This window comes from Polyangium sp. 6x1 (assembly GCF_029946515.1).
Lineage (GTDB): Bacteria > Myxococcota_A > Polyangia > Polyangiales > Polyangiaceae > Polyangium.
On record NZ_JARZHH010000002.1, the window covers coordinates 134,143 to 159,295 of the forward strand.

The following is a 25,153-nucleotide window of genomic DNA, read 5'->3' on the forward strand; positions in this document are numbered from 1 at the left end:
GCCCCCATCTCGGCAAAAGGAGAATGGCGAGGCCGCGAGGTCGAGCTACCCCGCGAGCGCGGCCCGCACCCCATTCTCGAAGATGCGGAGGCCGAGGCCCGCGGCCGGGAGCGCGCCGGCGTCGCGTTGCCGGATCCAGTCGGGGTGGTTTTCCGGGTAGAGGTACGCGTCCGGGTGCGGCATGAGCCCGAAGATGCGGCCCGTGGGATCGCAGAGCCCCGCGACGCCGCCCGGCGAGCCATTGGGGTTGTCCGGCCAGACCTCCGTCGGCGCCCCGCTCGCGTCCGCGTACCGCACGGGCACGAGGCGCGAGGCGAGGATCTGCTCGCGGAGCGATTCGTCCTGGAAGAGCAGCTTGCCCTCGCCGTGGCGGCTCGGCATCTCGATCGTGGGGCCGACCCCGCGCGTCCACACGCAGGGGCTCTCGGCGTCGACGGCGAGCTTCACCCAGGTATCGAAATACCCGAGCCGATCGTTGTGCACGAGCGCCGCCTGCTGCGCGGCGAGCGGCGTGCCTCGCGCGCGGCTCACGCCCGGCAGCAGGCCGAGACAAACGAGCGTCTGGAATCCATTGCAGACCCCGAGCGCGAGGCCGCCGTCGTCGACGAACCGGCAGAGCGCCTCGCCGAGCCGGAAGCGCAGGCGATTGGCGAACACGCGCCCGCTCTGGATGTGATCGCCGAAGGAAAACCCGCCGATGAACGCGAGAATGTGATACCCGGCGAGCGCGTCGGCCCGCCCGCCGCGCTCCAGCATTTCGCTCAAATGCACGAGGTCGACCGTCGCGCCCGCGCGGGAAAACCCGGCGGCCGTCTCGGCCTCGCAGTTCAACCCGTAGCCCGTGAGCACGAGGACACGCACGTCGCGCGCCTCCTTCGGCGCGGGCCTCGTCATGGGGGTTTGGGGGCGTAGCTCGGCTTGTCCGAGCGTAGCTCCCAATCGTTGACCGTCAGACGGCATGGGATTCCTCCTGGAAAGCGCGGCGGAGCGCGTCCGAGCCGAGCTCGGCGAGCGTTTGTCCTCCCTGACGAATACGTAAATATCCCCGGCCCGACGCCCCTGGCTCGACCGAGCCGAGCCGGACGAGCCCGTGCGGCCCGAGGCGCGCTTCGAGCGCCGAGGCGTCCTCGCTCCGGGTGGTGAGCAGGATGCGCCCGGTCGATTCGCTGAAGAGCGCGACCGCCGGGGCGAGCCCTGGTGCCACGGCATCGAGCGCGACCGACAAACCAAGCTCGCTCGCCATCACCATGTGCGAGAGCGCGACCGCGAGCCCGCCGCGCGAGAGCGTGTGCGCCGAGCGGACGAGGCCCGCCTCGTGCGCCGCGGCGAACGCGTGATACCGGGCCGCGAAGCGCTTTGGATCCGTGCGTGGCACGCCGTCGAGGGAGAGCCCGAGCAGCCGCGAGAGCTCGCTCTCGCCGCACGCGTCCTCGGTCTCGCCGAGCAGATACACGACGTCGCCCGGGGCGCGCGGCGAGAGCGTGAGCGCGCGCCGCACGTCCTTCATTTGCCCGATGACGCTGACGAGCAAGGTCGGCGGCACCGAGATCTTCACGCCGCCCATCGTGGCGTCGTTTTTCATCGAATCCTTGCCCGAGATGAGCGGCAGCCCGTACGCCACGCACGCCTCGTACAGGCCCTCGCACGCGCGCACGAGCTGCGCGAGCTTGTGCTCGCCGTCGGGCGTGGTCGCGCTCTTGATCGGGTCGGGCCAGCAGAAATTATCGAGCGCGGCCATGCGATCGATCCGCGCGCCGGCAGAGAGGACGCGCCGCACGCCCTCGTCCGCGCAGGCGAGCGCCATCGCGTGTGCGTCGAGATCGCTGTAATGCGGGTGGATCCCCTCGCCGAGCACCACGCCCTCGTCGCGCCCGTGCCTTACGCGCATGACCGTGGCCGTGGCCGGTACGTCCCGAGAAACCCCGACGAACGGCTTGACCACGGCGAGCCCCTTCACCTCGTGATCGTAATGCCGCGCGTACCGCTCGCCGCTGCGGATGTTCGGCTGCGCGAGCATCGAGACGACGAGGTCCGCGACCGGCCGCGCCGCGAGCGCCTTCTCCCGGTCCGCGGCGGTCGCGAGCGTCCGCGCGGGCGGGCTCCAGCGCGCCGACCGCACGACCTTCGGCAGCCCGCCGTGCAGGAACGCGAGCGGGAGGTCACAGGCCTTCTCCTCGCCGTATCGAATGACGAGCCGCCCCGAATTCGTGAATGTGCCGATCTCGGTGGCCTCCACCTCGCGCCGCGCGGCGAGCGCGAGGAACGCCGGAAGGTTGTCCGGAGGCACGGCCACCGTCATGCGCTCCTGCGCCTCGCTGACGAGGATCTCCCAGGGCGCGAGGCCGGGGTATTTGAGCGGCACGCGCGCGAGGTCGACCTCCGCGCCGCCGGAGGCCTCGGCCATCTCGCCGACGCTGCTCGAGAGCCCGCCCGCGCCGTTGTCGGTGATGCCGCTGTAGAGGCCCCGATCCCGCGCCTCGGCGAGCATGTCGAACATCATCTTCTGCGTGATCGGGTCGCCGATCTGCACCGCCTGGACCGGCGAGCTCTCGTTGAGCTCCACGCTGGAGAACGTCGCGCCGTGAATGCCGTCCTTGCCTACGCGCCCGCCGATCATGACGATCCGGTCCCCGGGCGCGGTGAACTTTTCATGCGTGGGCCTGCCCGCCGTCTCGACGGGCATCGCCGCGACGGTGCCGCAATACACGAGCGGTTTGCCCACGAACCGGTCGTCGAAGAGCTCGAACCCGCGCATGTACGGGATGCCGGACTGGTTGCCGCCGTCGATGACGCCGTGGTGCACGCCCTCGCGGATGCGCCGCGGGGGCATGAGGCCCTTCGGGAGCGCGCCGCTGTGGTTGGGTTTGCCCAGACAATACCCCCACACGTTCGCGAGCAGGTCCGCCCCGAGCCCGCAGCCGAAGCTGTCGCGGTTGACGCCCACGATGCCCGTCATTGCGCCGCCGTACGGATCGAGCGCCGAGGGCGAGTTGTGCGTCTCGACCTTGTAGACGAGGTGGCATTCGTCCGTGAAGCGCACGACGCCCGCGTTGTCGCTGAACACGGAGACCAGGAAATCGCCGCCGTCCCCGTCGATCCCCGACGAAGCCCGGGCCTTGCGCACGTCCTCGGTCGCGGCGACGACGTACGTCTTGAAGACGCCCCGCTCGATGCGCCGGGTATTTCCCTGCGGATCGGTGTAATCGATCGGCGTATTGAAGATCTTGTGCTTGCAGTGCTCGCTCCACGTCTGCGCGATGCATTCGAGCTCGGCGTCGGTGGGCTCGCGGCCTTCCGCCTCGAAATGGGCGCGCGCCGCGTGCATTTCGGGCACCGAGAGCGCGAGGAGGCGCTCCCGGGAGAGCTTTTCGAGCGCCTCGTCGGAGAGGCCGCGCAAGGGGACGATCTCGGTCCGCGGCGTCGAGGTCGCGCCGGCGCGCGGGACGGAGAGGTCGGGCCTGCGCGGCGGCTCGTCGATGCGGATGCGCTGGATGAGCGGATTGTGCAGGACCTCGGCCGCGGCGCGCTCGACGTCGGCCCGCGGGAGGCCCCAGACGAGGTACATCGTGCCCGTGTACACCTGGCCCGCAAGCGCGCGTCCGAGCGCGTCCTCGCACGCGGTCTTGACGCTCTTGCCGACCGCGTCCGTCACGCCGGGCAAAAAGGAGACGGTCAGGATCACGGGCGGATCGCCGGGCTCGCCGTCGGGCAGGGCGCCCTTGGCCGCGACCTCGATGACGGGGTCGGCGATGGCGGCGAGCACCTTCTCGGCCTCGGCCTCCGACATGTCGAGATCACAGAGGTATACCTTGCGCGTGCGAATGCGCGCCGGGGAGAGGCCGAGCCAGGCCGAGAGCGTCTGCGCGGTTTTCGTGGCGAGCGCGTCCGGAACGGCCGGCCGGTTCTCGATCTCGAGCCGGTAGATGGGCATGGTGGGTAGGCTCCTCGTCCGCGCAGCCGTCTAGCACAACCTGGGGGATGTGGAAGGTTTGCGGGCGCGGCTTCGTTCGCTTCGCCGAGGAGGGCGTGCGAGGGCCGCGCGCACGTGCTTGGAAGGTCCTACGCAAAAGGATATTCTGCGGTGAAGGAGCGCGCCTCGTGCCTCGATGGATCCGGTGGGTCGCCTGTTTGCCCGTGCTCGCTTTCCCGCGCGTGGCGCGGGCGGAGGTGCTCGACAAGGTGGCGCCGCCCTGGGAGCCGCTCGTCCTCGGCTGCACGCTCGTCGCGCTCGTCGTGACGGTCGCGCTCGCCCTCTCCGCGAAGAAAGCGCAGCGCGTGGCCGGCTTCGTGATCGCGATCTTGTGGGCCGTTTATCGGATCGGCGGGGATGAATGGTTTTCGGACGACGTGGGGCCGTACATCCGCGTGGAGCTCTCCGCGGGGGAGGCGCGGGTTTGGCTGGGCACGATCGTCCTATCGGGGCTCGCGCCGCTCGTGGCCGCGACGTTGATCGTCGCCGTCACCACCAGCCGATATCAGCGACCAGATCACCCACGTCGCCGTGCTTGACGATGGCGCGGTTCTTCTTGATCTCGTAGGACTTCGGCGAAGCGTCCACGATGTCCTGCTCGAAGTGGTGCGCTTCGAGCTTGTACTTGCCCTCGCCGTGCATCAGGCCGCCCTTGAGCTTGATGAACGTGGAGTGGAACCGCGATTCGAGGTCGACGATCTGGGTCGCCGAGATCTGCATGCCGAGCTCGAGGTGGACGGTCTTCACCGCGTGCGGATGGGACGCATCGAATGCGAGCGCGAGATGAGCCCCGACCGTGAGGAGCGCATCGATGTCGGCCTTCGTGAACGTCTCGTAGATGGTGATTTTTGCCACGGATCCTCCTCCCGAAGTTCGTTTGGAACCCAAGCATCATGACACGAGGAGACCCGCCGAAGCAACCCGTCGCGCCCGCCACGTCTACACGTCGCGCCCCTCGGCCTTCCGCGCGTCGAACCGCCGCGCGATCAACTCCAGATCGTGCCCCTTGAGCGCCGCCTCCAGCATCGGCGGGAGCGCATTCGGCGTGCACGCGAAGCACGGCACGCCGAGCTTCGCGAGCTTCTTCGCGAGCTCCGCGTCGTACATCGGCGTCCCCGAATCGTCGAGCGCGAGCAGGCACATCGCGCGCACGCCGCTCTGCACCATCTCCTCCATGCGCTTGACCATCTGCTCCTGGTTGCCGCCCTCGTAAAGATCCGTCAGCAGAATGAAGAGCGTGCGGCGCGGGTTCGAGACGAGGCCCTGGCAATACCCGACCGCGCGATTGATGTCCGTCCCGCCGCCGAGCTGGATGCCGAAGATGAGGTCCACGGGATCCACGAGCCGCGGCGTCAGATCCACGACCTCGGTGTCGAACGCCACGACGTGCGTCTCCAACGCCGGCAAGCTCGCCAGGATCGAGCCCATCACGCCGCCGTAGACGACGCTGCTCGCCATCGAGCCCGACTGGTCCATCGCGACGATCACGTTCCACTCCCGCCGCCGGTGCTGGCGGGCGAAAAAGAAGAACCGATCGGGGACGATCGTGCGGCGGTCCTTTTGATAGTTCTTGAGGTTTTTCCCGATCGTACGCCGCCAATCGAGGTTCGGCAGGCTCGGGATGGGCTGGTGGCGCGAGCGGTCGAGCGCGCCGCGCACCGCGCGTTCGAGCTCGCCTTGCATTCGCTTCTTGATCTCCTCCACGACGGCCCGGACGATCTCGCGCGCGGCGTCCTTGGCCCGGTCCGGGATCATGTCCTTCATCGTGAGCAGCGTGCCCACGAGCTCGACGCTCGGCGTGATCTGCGCGAGCGACTCGGGCTCGAAGAGCAGCTCTTTCCAGCCCCTCTTTTCGATCGCGTCCTGCTGGATGACCGCGACGACGTCCTGCTCGAAATACTTGCGCACGTCGCCGAGCCAGGCCGCGAGCTTCGGGCGGCTCGCGCCAAGCCCCGCGCTGCGCTTGGTGCTGCTGCCCGTGCCATTGCCAGGGTCGGAGTCCTCGATGTCGTAGAGCGCGCCGAGCGCGGCGTCCATTTCCGCCATCTCGCGCGTCAGCTGGCCGCCGCCGCCGCTGCCCATGCTCGCGCCGCCGCCGCCGCACAACTGCGTTTCGACCCGCTTGCCGAGGATGAGCCGCCAGCGTTGGTGCCGGTCGAATGTCATCGGTCCGGCGGGCGCGGGCGTCGCGGCAGGCGGGTTTGTCGGGGCAGCGGTGGGGGCGGCAGGAGCCTTCTTTTTGGCCATGGCTTTTACAGATCCAGATCCAGATCGCCGAGGTCGTCCTGGAGGGCCGCGAGCTCGGCGTCGTCCACCTTCGTCTCGATCGCGCGGAGGAGCTCCTTTTCGCTGCCGCCCCAGAGCTCCGCGAGCAGGGTCGCGATTTTACGCGCCTCGCTCGTCTCGAACGAGCCGAACGCGCGGCGGAGCGCGACGACGGCGCGCCGGAAATCGTCGTGGTCCATCGCCTCGACAAACCCGCTCATGGCGGCCCAGAGCGAGCGGCGCGAGAGCAAGGCATACCGATTTCGCGTTGCGAGTCCCTCGAAAAACCCCGCGCCCTCGCTCGGCGAGACGCCGGGGCAGATGCGGCGCGAGATGCGGCGGTCGAGGACGTCGTCCGCGAGGACGCCGCGTTCGAGGAGGATCGCGCTCGCGACGCCCGCGACGTGCGCCGAGGCGACATCGTCGTCGGCAATCGCGTCGAGCACGCTCGCAAAGCGATCCCCGTCCAGTTTGTCGGGGAACATGAGCCCCACGCGGTGCAAGTGCCCGAGGGCGGCGCCGACGTTCCGCGAGGCCTCCTCGTTGCAGCGCGCGGCCTCGGGCGCGAGGAGCGCGCCGCGCAAGAAGAGCTGGGCGACGAGTGGTTCGAGCGGCGCGACGTCGATCTTGCGCACGTCCTTGTAGGCGACGAGGTGGCTCAATTCGAGGGCGGCCCCCGCGACGGCGACGAAATCCCCGTCGTCGACGGCGAGCGTCGAGACGCGCGCGAGCGCCGCCGCGGTCGCGTCCGAGAGGTCGCATTCGACGCTCCTCCGGGCGAGGTTCGCCGCGGCGTGCACGTTCTCGGCCGCGTCGAGCGCCTCGCCGATGGAGCGCGCCGCCGCGATCTCGATCGTGTCGCCCCGGAGCGCGTTCTCGACGAGCTGGATCTCGCAATCGGGTGTCCAGCGCGCGCCCCAGACTTCCTTGTACGTGCTCTGCGCCCGGTCCTCCGCGCTCGTCTTGTTCGCCGCGAATCCGATGCCGAGCACCGTGAGCCGGTGCAGGAAGATGGATCGATTGCGATCCCGATACGCCGCGTCCTCCGATTTTGCGAACCGGTCCTGCCGGAGGTCGAGCCAATCCTTGCTCGTCGACCCCTTGATGATCTGTTCCTTGTCCTTGAGGTATTCCTCCAGGCGCAGGTCTTTCACCCAGCGATAAAAATCGTCCTGGATCGAGGTGCGCAAGACACCCGGGGGCACCTTGCCGAGCGCGTCGCCGACCGCGACGTCGTGGATGAAACGCGCGACGTTCAGCGGCTCGCCCTGGCCGAGGCACGTCGCCGCGGCGTCTTCGAGGTCGCGCAGCGTCGGCGCGTGCGCGTCGCGCAGGGAGGCCATGCCCTCGGCGAGCCGCACGGCCTCGATGACCTCCGCGCTCGATCGCACCATGCCCGCCTTGCGCAGCCTCCCCGCGACCTCGGCGAGGAATCGCGTCCCGAGCCGCGCGGTCGAGCCTCCCTGGGCCTCCTCGTAGAGCGCCTGGAAATACCCGGGCGCCTTGTTGCCCGCGCCATATCCCGATTGCGAGCTCAATCGGAAGAAGCTGTACGGCATCAGCGTGCGCGTGACCGGTACCGTCGGGAGTTTTTCGATCTCCTCGTCCGTCATCGCCGGCTCCTCGGCGACGAGCACCGGCGCGTGATAAGCGCCGCAGATGACGACGATCCGATCCGGATCGTGCCCCTCGGCGATCGTGTCGCGGATTCGCCGGCGCATGAACGCCTCGCGCGTGAGCGTCTCCTCGCGCCGCCGCGGCGATTCGTACTCGAGCGCGCGGAGCTCGCGGCCGAGCTCGAAGATGCTCAGGCGATAAGAATCCGGCGACATCGAGTGCTCGAAATGGCGCTCCCACCAGGTGTCGTGATCCGGATCGCCCGAGAGCTGTGCAATCGCCTCGTACGGATCGCCAAGATAACGCTGCGTGTCCGTCGCTTGTTTCTCGTCCGATTCGCAGGATTCGTCGTCGCACGCGTGCGCGTGCTCCGGCGCGGGCTCGCTGCGGGCGAGGTACACGGAGGCCGGGAGGTCGATGAAGCGGCCCACGCGGTTTTTCTGGAGCGCCCAGCGAAGCGCGACCCACTCGGGCGAATAAGCGGCGAGGGGGAAAAGGACGGAGCGGACGGGCCGCTGCTGCGTGAACGCGAGGAGCGCGACCGGGGGCTTCGTGCGTTTGTCGAGGAGGTGCGCGATCTCGTCCGTCGCGTCGCTCGGGCCCTCGACGAGCACGGCCGTGGGATCGACCTCGTCGAGGAATCGCTCGACGTGCCAGGCCCCCATCGGCGAGAGGTGGCGCACGCCGAAGATGCGGGCGAGCGGCCCCGTGGTGGGCGCGGTTTTTCCGGGTACCACAGTCGCCGCCCCGAGGTTTGCCTTCCTCGCCGCCATGGCTGCCTACACGAGCTCCTTGCAGGCCGTATAGAGCGGCTCCCAGGCGCCGCCGCGCTTCTTCATGACGTTTTCGAGGTACTCGACGAACACCGCCTCGTCCTTCGAATCCTCCTTGACGATCGCGCCGAGCAGGCCCGCGGCGAGGTCGCGGTCGTTCACGCGGCCGGTGCCGAAATGGCCGGCGAGGGCCATTCCATTGCCGAGCACGGAGATGGCCTCGGCCGTGGAGAGGACGCCCGAGGGGCTCTTCAGCTTTTGCTTGCCGTCGATCGTCTGGCCCCGCCGGAGCTCCTGGAAGACCTGCACCACGCGGCGCACCGCCTCCTCGGCCGGAGGCGCCGCGGGCAATTTCAGGCTCGACCCGATCTCGCGCACGCGGCGGGCCACGATCGCGACCTCGGTGTCGATGTCGGCCGGCACGGGGAGCACGACGATGTTGAAGCGGCGCTTCAAGGCCGCGCTCATGTCGTTGACGCCGCGGTCGCGCGTGTTCGCCGTGGCGATCACGTTGAAGCCGCGCTTTGCCTGCACGTGATGGCCGAGCTCGGGCACGGTGAGGACCTTCTCGCTGAGGAGCGTGATGAGCGCGTCCTGCACCTCCGAGGGGCAACGCGTGATCTCCTCGAATCGAACGAGCTTACCGGCTTCGAGCGCGCGGTGAATGGGCGAGGGCACGAGCGCCTTCGGGCTCGGCCCCTCCGCGAGCAGCAGCGCGTAATTCCACGTGTAACGAATCTGCTCCTCGGTGGTGCCCGCCGTGCCCTGGACGAGGAGCTGCGAGTCATTGCAGATCGCCGCCGCGAGGTGCTCCGAGAGCCAGCTCTTCGCGGTGCCCGGCTCGCCGATGAGCAGGAGCGCGCGGTCTGTCGCGAGCGTGGCGATCGCGATTTCCACGATGCGCGGCGCGCCCACGTATTTCGGCGTGATGTTCGTGTCGCCGACCTTGCCGCCCATGATGTAGAGGAGGACGGCCTTCGGCGAGAGCCGCCAGCCCGCGGGTTTTTCGAACTTGTCGGCCGCCGCGATGGCTTCGAGCTCGTTCGCATATAGCCGCTCCGCCGGCTCGCGGAGCACGTCCGATTTCACAGAGCCCTCGCCGCCGTCCGCCTTCTGGATGTCCTTCTTCGTCGCCATGCTCTCGTCCCCGACCGTGCGTTCGATGGAAATACGTGGGTTTGTCGTGTCAATCGTCTTCGGACGCCGCCGCCCGCGCTCGTTCGAGGAAGCGCAGGCACTCCTCGAAGGGCGCCGCCTCGGCGCGCGAGAGGCGCTTTCTCTTTTGCTTCGCGTCGAGCCAGCCCCGAAGCATCGGGGCCAGGGCCGGATCGTCGTACGCCGTCATGACGTTGCAAGCGCGTCCATACTCGTAACCACCGCGCAAGGGCTCGAGCAGCCGCAAGAACGCGTGCAGGATGCGCGGATCGCGGTGCTTGCCGAGGCATTCGAAGACGAGCAGGGCCTCCTCGCTCGACAGACCTTCCTCGCGCGAGACCGAGAGCGCATCGCCGAGCGTCTTCGGCGAGCCCGCGTGCAAGAGCAGGGTGAGCGCGGAGATCCGCAGGCCCTTGTTCCCGAGCGCGGCGACCCCGAGATCCACCCAGCGCTCGTCCTTCCGGATCACCTGCGTGGCCTCGGCCGATTCCCCGTTGCCCGGCGTGCCGTCGTCCTCCTCTTCGAGCTCCACGAAATGATTCGCGATGCGCGCGAGAATGCGCTGCGCGAGGTCCAGGCCATTTTTCTGCGCGAGCACTGCAGGCTCGAAGAAACGCGCGAGGCGCTCGTGCGCCTTCGCCGGGTCGAGGGCGACGACGCCGCCGACGAAATCGTCCTTCGTGGCGTCGGGCGCGTCGTAGAGCGACGGCATGAGCTCCTCCCACGCGCCGGGATACCCGATCCGGAGCAGCGCGCGCGCCGCGGCGTCGCGCACGTCCTTCACCTTGTGCTTGCGGAACGCTTCGAGCACGAGGTTCGCGCCCTCGTCCGTGCCTCGGGTCGCGAGGAGGTCGACGAGATCGACGAGGTATTCGACCTGGTTCGTGTGGGCCTTTTGCTCCTTCGCGGCCGCGTCCTTTTCCTCTTTCGTTGTGGCCTTCTTGATGCGGTAATGGCCGAGGTCGCGGAGCTCGGGCGAGAAGAGCGCGACGATCCGCTCGTTCGCGCGCGGGTGCTTGCTCGCGGCGAGCGAGCTCTCGGCCGCCGAGCGTAGCTCCGCCGTGCCCCCGAAGGCGCGGAGGAGAACTTCGAGCGCCTCGTCGCTCGGGGCCCCGGCGAGCGCGTGCACCGCCGCGACCCGCACCTCCTTCGAGCGATCCTTCTCCGCGAGCACGAGCGCGATCGGCTCGGCGGCGAGCGCGTCGATCCGGCCAAGCTCGGCGATCGCCGCGGCGCGGATGTCCGGTGGGCCTTTTTCGATGCCCTCGCGGAGCATGGGCGTGGCCTTCGCGCCCTCGATCCGCGCAATGGCGCGGAGCAGCCGCACGTCGAGCGCGCGGCCCTTTTCGAGGTCGAGCTGCCTTTGCAGGCTGGGCACGATCGCCTCGCCGAGCGCCGGCACGAGGTATTGCACGACGACCTCGGCGATGGCGCCGTCCGAGAGCGCAGGCACGACGAGCGGCAGGATGCGGAGGTCGCGCGCCGCGCAGCGATCCGACGTCGCGTAATCGCGGATGACGCGCGAGCGCTGCCGCGAATCCGGGGCGTTCGTCAGGGCGCCGACGAGCGTGTTGAGCTCCGTGGGCGTGAGCGGCGTGCCGATCTTTCGCGCCGGCGGCAGCGGCTGCATGTCGCCGCTCGCCTCGGGCAGGGCCGGCGTCGCCTGCGCGCCGCGCACCTGCGCCATGAGCGAGGCGAGCGCGAGCAGCTCGCTCGCAGCGGCCTTGCCCGTGGCGTTCTGGAGTTTTTCGATCTGCTGGGTGACCTTGCCGAGCGCGGGCGCGCGCGCCGCGAGCGGGGCGAGCATGTCGCGCGCGCCGGCGAGGTTCGGGTCTGTCCGGGCAATCTGCGCGCCGGCGAAGAGCCAGCGGTCGACGTCGCGGTCGAGCTGCTTCAGGGTATCCTTGGCCATCGTCGTTCCCCTTCGATCAGGCGCGGAGGCGCAGGTGCTCGTCGCCCACGAAGAGCGCGAGCGGGTCGCCGTAGATGGCGCGCGTCACGAGGTCGTAATGGAGGCGGACGGCGAGCGTCCCCGGGCCGAACGCCGCGGCCGCGTGGCGCAGGGCGTCGGTGCTCGGGAGCCGTCCGTCGTTCGTGTTCCGTAGGACGAGCCGCATGCCCGCCTCGTCCTCGAGCACGAGCTCACCGCCCACGTCGCCGAATTTCTTCGCCGCGACGAGGAAGACCGCGTCGAGCGGGTGGAGCGGGTTCTTGAGCTGCGCGCGGAGCGCCCGCAGCACGGGGTCGAGCGGTTTTCCGTGGCGGTGGACGGCCTCGTAATCGGCGGCCTCGCGCGGACGCTCGCGGCAGACGCCCTCGACCTTTTCGTCCCAGCGGACGCGGCGGTTCACGATGTCGCCCGGATAAAGCGCGGCCTCCGCGATTTCGAGCGTGCCGAGGCGCGAGGCGCGGAGCTTCGTGAAAGGCAGGGTGTGGAACGGGAGCGACGTCACCTCGCAGACGACCGAGCCGTCGTCGAGGTCGATCAAGAAGCCGATCGCCGTGGCGAACTGGGTGATCTCGTCGTCCGAGCGCTCGTGCGCGAGCTCGAGGAACCTTCGATTCTTGACCCAGTAGCCGGCCTCCCGGAGATCGGGCAATCGCCAGGCCTTGCCGAGGATCGATTCGAGCTCCGCGTCGGCCTCGCTCTGCGTCGTGCCCTCCTCGGCGAATTTCCCTTCGAGCGCCTTTTTCCCGCGGCGAACCGTGGTGTAGAGCTGCGTGAGCGTGAAGGCGATGCGCGCCTCCTGCGCCTCGCCGAGGCCGCGCGCCACGTCGCGCACGCCGGGCGATTCGTCGTCGTCCTCGTCGCCGAGCCATTCGCCGGATACGTACGCCGAGAGGCGCGTGAGCACGCCGGCCGTGCGCTTCATGTCCGCGTCGGCCATGCGCTTCGCCTGGTGCTCGATCGCCTCGATGCTCTTGCCGGAGAGGCCGCCGAGCCCGCCCGAGACGAGGTCGACGAGGAACGTCTCCAGGGTATCGAGGGCGTCGCTCTGCTCCTTGGCTTTCTTGGCGAGCGCGGTCTTGTTGACGCGGAGTGGGGCCGCGGCCGGGGCAGGCTTCTTTTCGGCGGCCTTCTGGGCCTGCTTTTCGCGCTTCTGGACGAGGTCCTTCGGCGGCTCTTCGACGGGGAAGAGCGCGCCTTTTTGCGCGTACGCGAGCAGGAGCGCGAGCCCGTGCTTGCAAGGGAAGAGGCGCGAAGGGCAGGTGCAGCGGACGGTGGGTTTGTCCGCTCCGGTCGCGAGGTCCATGGAGACCGCATAAGGCGTGCTGCCAGAGCCGTCGCAGTGGCCGAAGGCGAGGGTCCCATCGTCGTTCTTGGCGAGCCTCTTCAGCGCGCCTTTCCGCAAGAGCGACTTCGCGTCGAGCAGCGCCTTCTCGTTCGGCGCCCACTCGGCGATTGCTTGCTCGGTGACGACCACAGCCATGCATCGGACCGTACCAGAAGGACGCCGGCCTGGGGAGGGGGAGTTTGGAGAGGTGTGACAGGAAAAGTCCGGGCCCGGACGAACCGGTTCACGGGGCGCAGCGCGGGGGATCGTCCTCGTGCGCGGGGTCGTCTCCGGCGGGCTTTCCGGCGAGGATCGTGGCGAGCAGGCCGCGCGTGAACGCGCGCTCCTCGCAGAGGTCGAACGGCATTCCGAAGCGGCCGGCGCGGCACTGGAGGCGGGCGCGGGCGGCGCAGGCGTTTTTGCCGAGCAGATCGGCGTGGCCTTTGCCATCGAGGACGTGGGCCGCGTCCTCTTTGTCGATGAAATGGACCGTGGCGGTCGGGCCCTTGCCCGTGGGGGATTGGAAGAGGAGCGTGCCGTCGCCCCAGCCCGTGGCGAGCCATTGGCCGTCGGGCGTGAAGGCCAGCGCGAAGAGGCTTGCATTCGGCTTTTGCATGAAGCGCGGCTCGCCGGTCGCGAGGTCCCAGACCCGGAGGGTATTGTCGAGCCCGCCCACGGCGAGGAGCGATCCGTCGGGGGAAAACGCGAGCTCCTGGACGCTCTCCGAGGTGCTGGGCTTCTTGTCGACCAAGGTTTGGCGAGACGCACCCGTCTCCGCGTCCCATACCCGCGCGGTCTTGTCGAGGGAGCCCGAGGCGAGGCGTTTTCCGTCGGGGGAAAACGCGACCGTGGTCACGATGTTGCTGTGCCCCGTCAAGCGGAGTTTTTCGGCGCCCGTGGCGACGTCCCAGATTCGCGCTGTCTTGTCGCCCGACGCGGAGGCGAGGCGTTTTCCGTCAGGGGAGAACGCGAGGTCCTGGATCAAGCCTGTATGTCCGACGAGAGAGCGCGGCGGCGCGTTCGGCGTCGTGAGCGAGAAGAGGAGGATCGTGTCGCCCGCGTTGACGACGGCCCACGCGCCATCGGGCGAAAGGGCGAAGGCCTGGGCCACCTCTTTGAGTTTTTCCTCGCGGACCGTGGCGCCTGTCTGGGCATTCCAGACGCGCATGTCCTTGCCAGCCGCGCCGAGGAGCTTGCCGTCCCCCGAAGATGCTATATTGCCCTCGGTGTCGGGGCGTGACGAGGTGCTACGCAGCGTTCCCGTTTCGAGGTCGAGGATCCGCAGCGTGCCGTCCCAGGGCTGCGCGGCGAGGGTTTTTCCGTCGGGGGAGATGAAGAGGGAGCTGATGCCCGCGGCCTGCAAGGAGATCTTCTTCAGGATCGAGCCGCTCGTCGCGTCGACCACGCACACCGCGGCGGAATGACATGTGATCGCGAGGCGGCGGCCGTCCGGCGAGAAGGCGAAGTCTCCATAATAGACGTACTGTTCGAGCTTCGCCCGGACAGACCCGGTTTTGGTATCCCACACGGAGACGCCGCCGAGGTTCGACGTGACGAGGAGGGAGCCATCCGGCGAGAGGGCGATCGTCATGGCGGGGTCGTCCTCGGGGATCGAGATCGTCTTTTTCAGGGCCCCGCTGCGCGCATCCCAGATCTGCACGCCGCCCTTGTCCGTGGAGGCGGCGAAGGTTTTCCCGTCACGCGAGAAGGCCGTACCCCAGATGCCCCCACGATTCCCACCGAGGGTCGCTTTCACGCGGCGCTTTTCGATGTCCCAGAGGCGGACCTTCTCGTCGGTGTAGGGAATGGCGAGCGTCTTGCCGTCCGGCGAGAACGTCGCGCTGAGCGGAAACTTCGGCTCTTCGTCGTCACGCAAACCGTCCTCGATCGGGATCTTCGAGCTATGCGGCGCGGTGACGTCGTGGATGACGGAGTCATCGGACTGGATCGCGACGAGGCGCATGAGGTCGGGAGAAAAGGCGGTGCCGTCGAGGGTGGGGAGGTTCTGCAATTCGCGCACGATGAGCCGCGACGAGAGGTCCAGGAGAAACCCACTCGAAGAGGTCTTCACGCCGAGGAGCTTGGCGTCGCTCGACAAGGCGACCGGATCCTGCGAGCTCCAGGGAAGGTAGAGGTGAACGTATTCGCGATCCGTCTCCGCGTCGAAGACGGAAACCTCGATGTCGTTGCCGTCCTCTTCCTGCGAGAGAGCGATGTACCGGCCGTCCGTCGACCAATCCAGCGACTTCGTGACGAGGTCGCGGTTTGGCGCGACGACGAGCGGCATGCGCCGTTCGGTTTTGCCGAGCAGCCCGGAGGCGCGATCGAAGAGCCTTTGGGCCTCGGCTGCGTCGCCGAGTTTGCGCGTCACGAGCGCCGCGCCGAGCAAGGCCTGGCCATTCGGGTGCGCCGCGGCGGCGCCGAGGTACGCCTCGCGGGCGGCGCGGAGCGAGGCCGGGTCGCCCTTGGCCGCGAGCGCGTCGGCCTGCTCGACGAGAGGACGCGCCACCTTCGTGATGTTCGGCGCGTGCAGGGATTCGAGCTTCTTGTCGATCTTCTGGGCCGCCTCGCGGGCCGCCTCCGCACGCTTTTTCAAAGCGTCGCTCGCGCCCGGCACGCGGAGGAGCTCGCGCGTGAGATCGTACGTATATGAAGTATCGTAGAGATCGACGGCGAGCTCGGCGCTCGTCGCCAGCTCCTCGGCCAGCACCTCGGGGGCCGCTTTGGGGCAGAGCTCCCGCGCGCGCGCCATCACGCGCAGGGCGCGGTCGAGTTTTCCTTTGCCGAGGAGCCCGGGGACCTTCTTTCGGAGCGCGTCCGCGGTCTCGCAAGGGGTCGGCGGGGGCGGCGGCGGGGTCGGAGCGGCCTTGGCGACGGACGGCGGCGGCGAGGGCAGGGGCGAAGGCGGCGCGCCGCCGCAGGCGAGGAGCCCGAGGAGCGATGCGGCGGGAAGAACCCCAAGGCGGCGGAGCGAGCGGGCAAACATGCGCGGGACGGTATCACGCCGGATCCGTCCGTCGCAATGCGGCTAGAGGGAGAGGCGCTCGTCTTCGGGCAAGAGCGCATTCACGCGCTCAGTGTCGCGGCGGAATTCGGCCCACCGGGCCTCGCGCTGGAGGAGGTCGCCGAAGGGGATGTCGCGGAGGTCGCGGAGAGCCGCGTCGGCGACCCGGCGGAGCGCAGCGCGATCGAGGAGGCCGAGCGCGTGCGCGTCGAGCGCATGGCCGATGTAGGTGTCATTGAAGGCGACGCCCTTCGCGCGCCAGGCGGCGCGGCCCTCGGCGTTCGTCGCGACGACGTCGTGGATGAACACGGCGCGCATGCCGCCGCCGGGGTGCGCCATCATGCGGGCGCCGGCGATCGCGTCGCCCTGGCCGCTGTCGCCGCAGAAGACGAACGCGTATTCGGGGAAGAGCTTGCGGTATTCGATGAAGCTCGCATATTTCTTCTCGGCCATCAGGTCGTGCGTGGCGAGGTGTCCGAAATCGCCGGTGAGGACCTTGGCATACGGGAGCCCGAGCGCGGCGAGGTGCTTGCGCGTGATCCCTTCGCCGAAGCCGACGCGGTCGCCGGGGCGGGCCGTGAGGAAGGTGAGATCGCCGAGCGCTTCCGTCGGGGAGAACGCGAGGTCGAGCTCGTTGTAAAAGGCGCGCACGCCGGGGTAGGGGCGGGGCTCCTTCGCGCGAGGATACCGGTCGTCTTTCCAGTTCGGATACAGCGTGTCGTCGATGTCCGAGAGGACCTTCAGGTCGGCGCGAGGCGCGGCGGCGACGCGAAAATGCTCGAGGAGCCGCTCGCGGACGAGGTCGTCGTCGAGGTCGCGGTAGATGAGCTGCTGGAGGTCGCGGTAATCGCCGCTGTCGTCGATGGCGTTCTTCAGGTCGGTGAGCTCCGCGCCGCGCGTGCCGAGGAGGATCGTTTCGATCAGCGCCTCGTCGGCGCCGTCGGTGCGGCCCCGCTGGAGCGCGATGATCAGCGCGGCGCGCGTGGGGATGGAGAGATCGGAGAGCCGCTCCTCGCCGAGGAGGCGGAAGAGGGCCGTGCGGTTGTCAGGACCAACGACGCGGTCGTCGATGCTGGAGAAGAGCCGCAAGAGCGGCAGGTGCACGAGGAGATGGTCGAGCTCGGCGGGGTGGGCGTCGCGCAGGAGAGCGAGGATCCGCGCCTCCTCGGTCCGATCGGTGTGGCCCGCGATGAGGCGCTCGATCGTCGCGATTTTCTCGTCAGCGGCGGTCTTGTCGAAGTCGTTCGAGCCCATCCATGAAACGATAAGGCCCGGGCTGCACGGCCGTCAACGGTCTGTCAAGCGGGGCCGCCCTCGCCCCCGGTCACGTTCGATAGGCGCGGATCTTTCGGCCCTTCCGTCGTTTCCACGGCGATGCCGTGGCGGATCAAATACTCCACGCCGTTCTCGCCCGCATATCCCTCGGCCACCACGATGACCTTCGTGATGCCCGCGTGGTGGATGAGCTTGGCGCAGAGGATGCACGGCTCGCCCGTGACGATGATCCACGCGCCCCGCGTGGCCACGCCGCTCGCGGCGGCGTTGCAGATGACGTTCATCTCGGCGTGGTGGCAGCCGATCTCCATGCGCGTGCCGCTCGGGATCTGCATGCTGTCGCGCAGGCACACGTCGCCGCCGCAGAGGTCGCCTCCGCCGCGCGGGCCGCCGTTGTAGCCGTCCATCAGGATGACGTTGCGGTCGGGGTCGAGCAGGAGGGCGCCGAACTTGCGGCGGGGGCAGTTCGACGCCTTGGCGAGGGCCAGGCATTGCTCGATCCGGATGCGCAGGTGTTTCGCCTTCATGACGGGGACGTCTCGGCGAGGGTTTTACCCGGCCCGCTCGATCGGCGCAAGGAGGATCCCGCGCGCGAGCGATCCAGCGAGCCGGGCCCGGGAGGGGCTCGAAATGGGCGCAGCGCGCCTCAATTCGTGCATTCGGTGTTCGAGAGCATGCCCGTGCCCGTGATCTTGTTGTCGCATCGCACGACGTTGCCCGTCGTGCCCGGGCCGATGTTGATGCCGAGGTTCGGGTTGTCGATGCCGTTTGCCGTGTTCTTCTCGAAGATGTTGTCGTTGCCCCAGCCCATCGTCGCCTGGCGCACGACGAAGCCGTCCTTCGGGCTCTTCTCGCCGACGTTCTCCGCGAAGAGGTACTTGCTGCCCGTCACGGCCACCCACGAGTCCTCCGAGCCGTCGGGCGTGATGCCCTCGCCATTGAAGGTATTTCCGCGGATCTCGCCGCCCTGCGTGCCCTCCTTGAGGTCGACGTGCTCGGTCTTGATCCCGGGGCCGAACTTGTTCCAGAGGATCTTCGTGCCGTCGCAGGCGTCGGGCGTGTTCGCATCCGGCCAGGCGCTGTCGTCGCTGCCGACGTAGACGCCCTCCGCCGAGTCCGGCATGGCGAGGCCCGTGTTCGTGATCTCGCTATACTCGATCGTGTTGCGGCTGGCCCCATTGCGGAGCTGAATGGCCATTTCGCCGACGTCGTGCACGGAGAGGTTGGAGAGGATGTTGTCGCTCGATCCGTCGAGGTAGACGCCCTTGCGGCCGCCCGTGATCGTGAAGCCCGAAGCGACCCAGTAATTCACCTGGAGGAAGCGGAGGCCCGTGTTCGAGGGCATCGCGCTCGTGTCGAGGATCGCGTCGCGCGGGCCGCAGACGACGATGGGTTTGTCCGCGGTTCCGCTCACGGCCTCGAAGTCGAACGTGTCGGCATAGGTGCCCGGCGCGAGGCGGATGAGCTGGCCGGGCGCCGCCTTGGAGAGCGCGTCCGTCAAGGCCGCCGCGTCGGCGACCTCGACCACGCTGTCATGCGGCCAGTCGCAAGGATCGGCCGGAGGACCGCCGCCCATGCCGCCCATGCCGCCCATGCCGCCGCCGGCTCCACCCGCGCCACCCGCGCCGCCCGAGGCCCCGGCGGCGGCCGATCCCCCCGTTCCACTCGAGCCGTCTCCACACGCGGAGACGATGGGAAGCGCGAGCAAGAGGGCCGTCAAGGAGACGACACCCGAGCTCGAAAGAAACGAACGGATCAGCGAGGAAGTGCGGGAGGTTCTGGCGATCATGAAGGTTCTCCAACGAAGAGCTTACCCGGAGCCGCGGCAGGCGGGAAACACTTTGCATCGAGCAGAAGCGTGCTCGTGCGGCCGACGCGCCCCCCATTGTCGGCCTCGCCGCATTGGATGGTTTGGCGATCCGGCGAGCGCGCCCGCGCGCGAGCGTATTCGGAAATGCGGGCCACAGGCCGATGGTGGGCAGATGCATGCGCCAGGGACGGACACCTCGGGCGCGAGCCGCGAAACCCCCACGAGGGGATGGCCCGCGCAGGGTGCGGGCTGGTAGGCTGCGGCCGCCCTCATGAAATTTCGAGCCACCGGGATCGTCTGGGTCGTTGCTTGTTGCCTGCTCCCCGCCTGCGGCGGCGAGAGCGCGTCGTCTCCGCCGCCGGAGCTTCCGCCGTCGAGCGGCGCCGCGGAGAGGGAAGAATCGCCGCCCCCGCCGCCCGAGGCCGATCACGGGCCGGAGCCCGGGGAGAGCCCCGTGACGAACGAAGGCGCGGCGAACGAGAAGGCGCCCCCGCCGCCCGAGGAAAGCCCCAAGGCCCCGGCCGGTGGCAACGCCGCGGCGGCGTCCGACGTGCCCGGCGCGAACCTGTCGATCGGGCAGCTCGAGGCGGACGGGCTCAAGGCGAAGGACATCCAGTGCAAGACCGAGGGCGGAGGAGGCATGGGGCTGCTCGGTGCGGTGCTCGTGACGGCGTGGATGTCGCCGCAAAAAAAGGCGCTCGACGCGTGCGCGCCGGCCGGGACGGAGACGCGCGTGGTGTGGAAGGCGCGCGGCGGGAAGGTGACGGAGGTGCAAGCGGCGGGCAGCCCCAAGGTGAAGGCGTGCGTCGAGCGAGCGCTCTCCGGGGGAAAACCCGTGCTCGAAGGGCATTGCGCCGCGACGGTCGTGCACGGAAAATGACGGGGAGGACGAGAGGATGACCCGCCGTGCATTTTCTGTCGCCGTGTATCCCCGATTCGAAGGTCGCATTCTGATGATTCGCCATCGGCGGCTCGGCATCTGGCTGCCGCCGGGCGGGGAGATGCTGCCGGACGAGACGCCGCTCGAAGCCGCCGCGCGCGAGCTGCGCGAGGAGACGGGGCTCGTCGGTCGGTTTCCCGTGGTGAGCGACGTCGACGGGACGCCGCCCGGGTTCATCGGCTACGAGGAGCACCCGGCCGGGAGCAAGGGGATTCACCTGAATTTCGTGTTCGTCGCCGACGTGGACACGGATGTGGTGCACCCGAACGACGAATTCGAGGAGTGGCGCTGGGTGAGCCATTTCGACGACGTCGGCGGGCCGCCGAACGTGGCGCAACTCGGGAGGATCGCGCTCGCAGCGCGGGCGCGCGAATGAAGGGCGCGCGGGGCCGTGACGAGCCCCGCGCGCCGGTTCATCGGGATCGAGACCGCGTCAGTACACGTACTTGATCCAGTCCTGCATGGCGCTCGGGCTGCAGCCGTACTTCAGGTGGCCATTGCCGAGGCTGAGCTCCTCGACGATCTGCGCGCAAGAGCAGCCGGCCGTGTCCTTCATGGTGAAGGTGAAGTTCGGGCTGTTCGGCGCGCCCGTTTGGAACTTGCCGTTGCTCATGCCCGTCCAGATGGAGTGTTGCGGGTTCAGGCCGCCGGGCGCCGTGTCGTACTTCGTGTACGGGCACTCGTCGACGTTGTTGCAGACGCCGTCGTAGTCGGCGTCACCCGTGCAATCGTACTCGCAGGCGTTGCCGACGCCGTCGTAGTCCGCGTCCTTCTGCGCGGGGTTCGCGACGTACACGCAGTTGTCGCAGACGTTGCCGACCGTGTCGTAATCGCCGTCCTCCTGGTAGGGGTTCGCCTTGTACGGGCAGTTGTCGCAGGCGTTGCCGATGCTGTCGTAGTCGCCGTCTTCCTGGTAGGGATTCGCCGCGTAGGGGCAGTTGTCACAGACGTTGCCGATGCCGTCGTAATCGGCGTCGGCCTGGTCCGCGTTCGCCGCGTAGGGGCAGTTGTCGCAGGCGTTGCCGACGCCATCGTAATCGCCGTCGGCCTGGTCCGCGTTTGCCACGTACGGGCAGTTGTCGCAGGCGTCGCCGATACCGTCGTAATCGCCGTCGGCCTGGTTCGCGTTCGCCGTGTAGGGGCAGTTGTCGCAGGCGTCGCCGACGCCGTCGTAATCGCCGTCGGCCTGGTTCGCGTTCGCCGTGTAGGGGCAGTTGTCGCAGGCGTCGCCGACGCCGTCGTAATCGCCGTCGGCCTGGCTCGCGTTTGCCACGTACGGGCAGTTGTCGCACGCGTTGCCTACGTAGTCGCCATCGCCGTCGGCCTGGTTTGCGTTTGCCACGTACGGGCAGTTGTCACACGCGTTGCCGACGTAGTCGCCATCGCCGTCGGCCTGGCTCGCGTTCGCCGTGTAGGGACAGTTGTCGCAGACGTTGCCGACCTTGTCGTAATCGGCGTCGGCCTGGTCCGCGTTCGCCTTGTACGGGCAGTTGTCGTAAGCCTCGCACACGTAGTCGTAATCGACGTCCTTGCAGTCCAAGTGACCTTCGGCCGTCCCGATCTCCAGCTCCTGCTCCTCGTCCTCGGGGAGCGCGGCATCCATGCAGCCCGCCGCGATGAGCGTCGTCAAGACCGCGGTCAAGGAGTAGAAGGCACTCTTTCGTTTCATGCGAAACACACCCCTCTTTTTCGTATCGTAACGAAGTGGCACGCAGGCGCGCTGTTCACCCCGATGTACGGGACAAACGCGCGACGCAGGTCCGGCGACGGCAAACCCCTCCGTGTGCGGAATGCGCACGCACACGAGGGCCGGGGGATATCGTGAGGGTTCCCGACCCGCGTCGAATTCGTGCGGGGACTATTCACCACGGCGGGGTGACGATCAAGGGGTTTTTCGGGAGGCAGAGGCGAGGAAGGAAGAGCCCTCGCGAGGGGAGGATCCACCGGATGGGAATGCTCGTGCATTCCATCCTGGGGAGCGATCCGGTATAGGGGAGGAGGCAAGGACCGTCCTCACCGGCTGCGGTTGTCAGGCCGGGAGGCGCGCGCTCGCGCGCGGCGACGGTGAAGGCAGGAGCGCCGGGTCAGGGGCTTCCCTGGTTGACCCACTGCTGCATGATGCCGGGGGGACAGCCGTGTTTGTCGATGCCATTGCTGTTGATGGCGACGCCGAGTAGCTGGCGGATCTGCTTGCAGGAGCAGCCTCGGGTGTCCTCGATGCTGAACGAGAATTTGGAAGGGTCTCCGTTCCCGAGGTCGCCGACGTCGAATTCCGGGCCCTGCGTCCAGATGGAGTGATTCGGCTTGAGGCCGCCAGGCGCTGAATCCGGTACCGTTCCCGGACAATCGTCCTCGGCGGCGCAGATCGAGTCGTGGTCCGTGTCATGGCAGGTGTCGATGTAGACGATGTCGCACGCGTCGCCCTTGCCGTCGCCGTCGCTGTCCGTCTGGCTGGGGTTCGAGACGCTGGGGCAGTTGTCGCAGGCGTCGCCGATGCCGTCGCTGTCTTTGTCGTATTGGTCGGCGTTGGCGACGGTGGGGCAGTTGTCGTTGAAGTTGCAGATGCCGTCGCCGTCTGTGTCGTCGCAAGGGGGAGGCGCATCGCAGGCGTCGCCATAGCCGTCGCCGTCGGTGTCGACCTGATCGGAGTTGGGGTCATACGGGCAATTGTCGCAAGCGTCGCCGATGCCGTCGCTGTCCTTGTCCGCTTGGTCGGCGTTGGGCACGGTGGGGCAATTGTCGCTGAGGTTGCAGACGCCGTCGCCGTCTGTGTCGTCGCAAGGGGGAGGCGCATCGCAGGCGTCGCCATAGCCGTCGCCGTCGGTGTCGACCTGATCGGAGTTGGGGTCATACGGGCAGTTGTCGCAAGCATCGCCGATGCCGTCGCTGTCCTTGTCCGCTTGGTTGGCGTTGGCGACGGTGGGGCAGTTGTCGTTGAAGTTGCAGACGCCGTCCCCGTCCGTGTCCGCGCAAGGGGGAGGCGGCTCGCAGGCGTCGCCGATGCCATCGTTGTCGGCGTCGGCCTGATCGGGGTTCGCTTCGTCAGGGCAGTTGTCGCAGGCGTCGCCGACGCCGTCTCCGTCGCTGTCTTCCTGATCGTAATTGGCGACCGTCGGGCAGTTGTCATCCGAGGTGCAAATCCTGTCCTTGTCGGGATCATTGCAGAAGAGCAGCTGCCCTTCGGCCGTATCGACGTTCTCGGCGTCCTCGAGGCTCGCGGAATCCATGCAGCCGACGGCGACGAGCGTGGCGAAAAAAGCAGTCGCGTAATGGAGGCCCTTCGTTCGGTTCATGCGAGACCCACCCCTCTCGTTCGTACGGAAGACGGTCATGGCCGAGCCCGACGCCTCGTTCGATGAAGGCGTCCGCTCGACCCCTCGAAATGCCATTGCGCTGCTCCGCCCGATGCACGTGGGCGGAACGCGCGGCGCTTGGGTACGGTGGCGGCAGAACCACCCCTCCATGCGCGGCTCTCCAGCCTACACGAAGGTCGGTACAATCAGGAGCACCGCGCCCGCGCCGAATTCGTGCCGCACTATTCACCACGGAGGCGCGGTCATCAAGGATAAATCGGGAGGGCGCGGCGAGGAGGGAACTGCGACGAACCCGCTCCGTCGGCGAAAACGCGGAGTCGTCAGGAACGCCGGGTTTTCCCCGGAGCGCCAATGATTGTCTGGAGGATCGGGAAGGGCGCCCGCGATATGGAGCGGGCGGTGGTAGATGGAGTTACCAGGCGAGCGCGCCGGGCCTAGCGCCGATTACGGGTTTACCTGGCTAATCCAGAAATTCATCGTGCTGATGCTGCACCCGTGGTCGAGCACGCCCTGGCCGAGGCCGAGCGCCGCGGCGATCTGCTCGCAGGAGCAGCCGCGGGTGTCCTCGAGCGTGTAAATGCGCTGCACAGGCTGGCCCTTCACGCCGCCCGTGTCGAAGACGGGGTCGCCGTCGACGAGGGCATAGCGGCTGTACCAGAGCGTGATGGCCGGCACGGTCGCCTCGGGGATCAACGTGCCCGGGCAGACGTCGAACGGCTCGCAGATGAAGTCCCGATCGACGTCGATGCAATCATCACAAGCATCGCCGAGGCCGTCTTCATCGAGGTCGACCTGGTCCGGGTTCGGGATCGGGCAATTGTCGACCGGGTCGCAGACGAGATCCAGGTCGAGGTCCGCGCAAGCGGGCGGGGGCGGCGGCGGAGGCGGAGGCGGGGGCTCGGGCGGAGGCGGAGGCGGGGGCTCGGGCGGGGGCGGCGGCGGGGGCTCGGGCGGGGGCGGCACGTCGCAGACGAGATCGCCGTCCACGTCGGCGCAGGCGTCGCACGCGTCGCCGAGGCCGTCCTGGTCCAGGTCGGCCTGGTCCGGGTTGACGTGGTGGGGGCAGTTGTCGTCGGGGTCGCAAACCGTGTCCTTGTCGGCGTCGGGGCATTCGCAGGCGTCGCCGATGCCGTCGCCGTCGCTGTCCTCCTGTTTGGGGTTGCCCCACTCCGGGCAGTTGTCGACGTCGTTGCAGATGCGATCGCCGTCGATGTCGGGACAGGCCGCGTCGCAGACGTCGCCGATGCCGTCGCCGTCCGTGTCCACCTGGTCAGGGTTTTTCCAGGTGGGGCAGTTGTCGTCGAAGCTGCAGATGAGATCCGCGTCGGGGTCCGGACAATCGCAGGCGTCGCCGAGTCCGTTGCCGTCGCCGTCCCTCTGCTCCGGGTTTCCAACGCCGGGGCAATTGTCGGAGCTGTCGCAAATTCCATCCGCATCGCCGTCCGGGCACGTCACCGGCGGCGCCGCCAGGTTGTCCCGGGAGGTCTCCACGCTTTCGCCAGGGGCACCGAAATCCATGCAGCCGGCGAGGATCAACGCCGTGAAGAGCCCCGTCGCGTAACTGAAGCGATTCCTTCGATTCATGGAAAGTATACCTCGTTTCCGTCGGACGGTTGCCATGGGCGGACGGAGTCGCGCCGTGCGCGACGGTACGCCCATACACGGGTGTCATAAGGACGCGGACGCACGCGGAAGCCCGTTTCGCTTCGAGGGTGGCTCGGCCGTGTCGTGCGCGAATTCGAAGCGCACGCGCGT

18 protein-coding genes are annotated in these 25,153 nt (G+C 68.5%); 3 read left to right on the forward strand and 15 right to left on the reverse strand.

Going from position 1 to position 25,153, the window contains the following annotated elements; all coding sequences use genetic code 11:
* Positions 1 to 45 precede the first annotated feature (45 nt).
* Together QHF85_RS03465 and QHF85_RS03470 are read right to left on the reverse strand one after the other, a co-directional pair.
* On the reverse strand, positions 46 to 960 hold the full coding sequence (locus QHF85_RS03465) for a phosphoribosylformylglycinamidine synthase subunit PurQ (protein WP_281325591.1): 915 nt from the start codon (positions 958 to 960) through the stop codon (positions 46 to 48).
* Positions 950 to 3,931, reverse strand: coding sequence for an AIR synthase-related protein (locus QHF85_RS03470; RefSeq protein WP_281325592.1), 2,982 nt, complete (start codon positions 3,929 to 3,931; stop codon positions 950 to 952). Before QHF85_RS03470 ends, QHF85_RS03465 begins: the two co-directional genes overlap by 11 nt.
* 167 nt (positions 3,932 to 4,098) lie before the next feature.
* Here QHF85_RS03470 and QHF85_RS03475 point away from each other — a divergent pair, with 167 nt between their 5' ends.
* On the forward strand, positions 4,099 to 4,509 hold the full coding sequence (locus tag QHF85_RS03475) for a hypothetical protein (protein ID WP_281325593.1): 411 nt from the start codon (positions 4,099 to 4,101) through the stop codon (positions 4,507 to 4,509).
* Here the strand turns inward: QHF85_RS03475 and QHF85_RS03480 are convergent.
* The 10 genes from QHF85_RS03480 to QHF85_RS03525 form a co-directional block, all read right to left on the reverse strand.
* Positions 4,460 to 4,825 carry a hypothetical protein gene (locus QHF85_RS03480; protein WP_281325594.1) on the reverse strand — a complete coding sequence of 122 codons (366 nt, stop codon included), beginning with the start codon at positions 4,823 to 4,825 and terminating at the stop codon, positions 4,460 to 4,462. The genes QHF85_RS03475 and QHF85_RS03480 overlap by 50 nt on opposite strands.
* An 84-nt stretch (positions 4,826 to 4,909) precedes the next feature.
* Positions 4,910 to 6,217 (reverse strand): VWA domain-containing protein, encoded by a 1,308-nt coding sequence (locus tag QHF85_RS03485; RefSeq protein ID WP_281325595.1) that lies wholly within the window; start codon positions 6,215 to 6,217, stop codon positions 4,910 to 4,912.
* Between the two features lie 5 nt (positions 6,218 to 6,222).
* Positions 6,223 to 8,625, reverse strand: coding sequence for a DUF5682 family protein (locus tag QHF85_RS03490; protein WP_281325596.1), 2,403 nt, complete (start codon positions 8,623 to 8,625; stop codon positions 6,223 to 6,225).
* 6 nt (positions 8,626 to 8,631) lie between these two features.
* Complete coding sequence (locus tag QHF85_RS03495) at positions 8,632 to 9,762, reverse strand: AAA family ATPase (RefSeq protein WP_281325597.1); 1,131 nt, start codon at positions 9,760 to 9,762, stop codon at positions 8,632 to 8,634.
* A gap of 49 nt (positions 9,763 to 9,811) precedes the next feature.
* Positions 9,812 to 11,692, reverse strand: a complete 1,881-nt coding sequence (locus tag QHF85_RS03500) for a HEAT repeat domain-containing protein (RefSeq protein WP_281325598.1) — start codon at positions 11,690 to 11,692, stop codon at positions 9,812 to 9,814.
* A gap of 16 nt (positions 11,693 to 11,708) precedes the next feature.
* Entirely contained in the window at positions 11,709 to 13,211 is a 1,503-nt protein-coding gene (locus QHF85_RS03505; protein ID WP_281325599.1) for an SWIM zinc finger family protein, read from the reverse strand.
* An 88-nt stretch (positions 13,212 to 13,299) separates the two neighbouring features.
* Complete coding sequence (locus QHF85_RS03510) at positions 13,300 to 16,041, reverse strand: WD40 repeat domain-containing protein (protein WP_281325600.1); 2,742 nt, start codon at positions 16,039 to 16,041, stop codon at positions 13,300 to 13,302.
* A gap of 42 nt (positions 16,042 to 16,083) precedes the next feature.
* Positions 16,084 to 17,313 (reverse strand): phosphatase domain-containing protein, encoded by a 1,230-nt coding sequence (locus tag QHF85_RS03515; protein ID WP_281325601.1) that lies wholly within the window; start codon positions 17,311 to 17,313, stop codon positions 16,084 to 16,086.
* Between the two features lie 44 nt (positions 17,314 to 17,357).
* Positions 17,358 to 17,861, reverse strand: a complete 504-nt coding sequence (locus tag QHF85_RS03520; RefSeq protein ID WP_281325602.1) for a deaminase — start codon at positions 17,859 to 17,861, stop codon at positions 17,358 to 17,360.
* Between the two features lie 119 nt (positions 17,862 to 17,980).
* A complete protein-coding gene (locus tag QHF85_RS03525) occupies positions 17,981 to 19,123 on the reverse strand; it encodes a right-handed parallel beta-helix repeat-containing protein (protein ID WP_281325603.1) in 1,143 nt (380 codons plus the stop codon).
* A gap of 292 nt (positions 19,124 to 19,415) precedes the next feature.
* Here QHF85_RS03525 and QHF85_RS03530 point away from each other — a divergent pair, with 292 nt between their 5' ends.
* Positions 19,416 to 20,024 (forward strand): hypothetical protein, encoded by a 609-nt coding sequence (locus tag QHF85_RS03530; RefSeq protein WP_281325604.1) that lies wholly within the window; start codon positions 19,416 to 19,418, stop codon positions 20,022 to 20,024.
* A 16-nt stretch (positions 20,025 to 20,040) separates the two neighbouring features.
* A complete protein-coding gene (locus tag QHF85_RS03535; RefSeq protein ID WP_281325605.1) occupies positions 20,041 to 20,460 on the forward strand; it encodes an NUDIX domain-containing protein in 420 nt (139 codons plus the stop codon).
* Between the two features lie 57 nt (positions 20,461 to 20,517).
* Here QHF85_RS03535 and QHF85_RS03540 read toward each other — a convergent pair whose 3' ends face one another.
* From QHF85_RS03540 to QHF85_RS03550, 3 genes are all read right to left on the reverse strand, one after another.
* Entirely contained in the window at positions 20,518 to 21,753 is a 1,236-nt protein-coding gene (locus QHF85_RS03540; protein ID WP_281325606.1) for a thrombospondin type 3 repeat-containing protein, read from the reverse strand.
* 415 nt (positions 21,754 to 22,168) lie between these two features.
* Complete coding sequence (locus tag QHF85_RS03545) at positions 22,169 to 23,377, reverse strand: thrombospondin type 3 repeat-containing protein (RefSeq protein WP_281325607.1); 1,209 nt, start codon at positions 23,375 to 23,377, stop codon at positions 22,169 to 22,171.
* 465 nt (positions 23,378 to 23,842) lie between these two features.
* Entirely contained in the window at positions 23,843 to 24,982 is a 1,140-nt protein-coding gene (locus QHF85_RS03550) for a thrombospondin type 3 repeat-containing protein (protein ID WP_281325608.1), read from the reverse strand.
* Between the last annotated feature and the right edge of the window lie 171 nt (positions 24,983 to 25,153).